Below are 1,261 nucleotides of genomic sequence, written 5' to 3'. Positions count from 1 at the left end.
TTCTTTTTTCTCGTAAAAAAAAGAAAGGTCATATAGTTTTTATGGTTTTGGTCGGCACTGCAGACAGCCTCGCAGAGCACACACTGTATGAATATAAAGTATAGTGTGATTATACTTTACTTGGAAGTGGTTGCCGGAAAGAGCGAAAATGCCTCACATTTGTGCCACCTAAAAAGGAGCGATTTACATATGAGTTATGCAGTTTGTAGAATGCAAAAAGTGAAATCAGCTGGACTAAAAGGCATGCAATTTCATAATCAAAGAGAGCGAAAAAGTAGAACGAATGATGATATTGACCATGAGCGAACACGTGAAAATTATGATTTGAAAAATGATAAAAATATTGATTACAACGAACGTGTCAAAGAAATTATTGAATCACAAAAAACAGGTACAAGAAAAACGAGGAAAGATGCTGTTCTTGTAAATGAGTTGCTAGTAACATCTGACCGAGATTTTTTTGAGCAACTGGATCCAGGAGAACAAAAACGATTTTTTGAGGAAAGTTATAAATTATTTTCCGAACGATATGGCAAGCAAAATATTGCTTATGCAACAGTTCATAATGATGAGCAAACCCCTCACATGCATTTAGGTGTTGTGCCTATGCGTGATGGAAAACTGCAAGGAAAAAATGTGTTTAATCGTCAAGAACTGTTATGGCTACAAGATAAATTCCCCGAGCATATGAAAAAACAGGGTTTTGAGTTGAAGCGTGGTGAACGTGGCTCTGACCGTAAACATATTGAGACAGCTAAATTTAAAAAACAAACTTTGGAAAAAGAGATTGATTTTCTAGAAAAAAATTTAGCAGTTAAAAAAGATGAATGGACTGCTTATAGCGATAAAGTTAAATCAGATTTAGAAGTACCAGCGAAACGACACATGAAAAGTGTTGAAGTGCCAACGGGTGAAAAGTCCATGTTTGGTTTGGGAAAAGAAATAATGAAAACAGAAAAGAAACCAACCAAAAATGTTGTTATATCGGAGCGTGATTATAAAAACTTAGTGACTGCTGCGAGAGATAACGATAGGTTAAAACAGCATGTTAGAAATCTCATGAGTACTGATATGGCGAGAGAATATAAAAAATTAAGTAAAGAACATGGGCAAGTTAAAGAAAAATATAGTGGTCTTGTAGAGCGATTTAATGAAAATGTAAATGATTATAATGAGTTGCTTGAAGAAAACAAGTCTTTAAAGTCTAAAATAAGCGATTTAAAGCGTGATGTGAGTTTAATCGGTTCTGTTGCAAAGTTGA

At 34.5% G+C, this 1,261-nt stretch carries 1 protein-coding gene; it reads left to right on the top strand.

Features of this window, described 5'->3' with window-relative positions:
* Positions 1-189 precede the first annotated feature (189 nt).
* On the top strand, positions 190-1,261 hold a 1,072-nt coding region (gene mobV / locus JVV30_RS13015), incomplete at its 3' end, for a MobV family relaxase (protein ID WP_204194359.1).

The sequence above is a fragment of the Staphylococcus sp. GDY8P47P genome (genome assembly GCF_016892225.1).
GTDB classification, from domain to species: domain Bacteria; phylum Bacillota; class Bacilli; order Staphylococcales; family Staphylococcaceae; genus Staphylococcus; species Staphylococcus borealis.
Note: the sequence above shows the minus strand (reverse complement) of the source record. Positions and strands in the feature narration are given on the sequence as shown.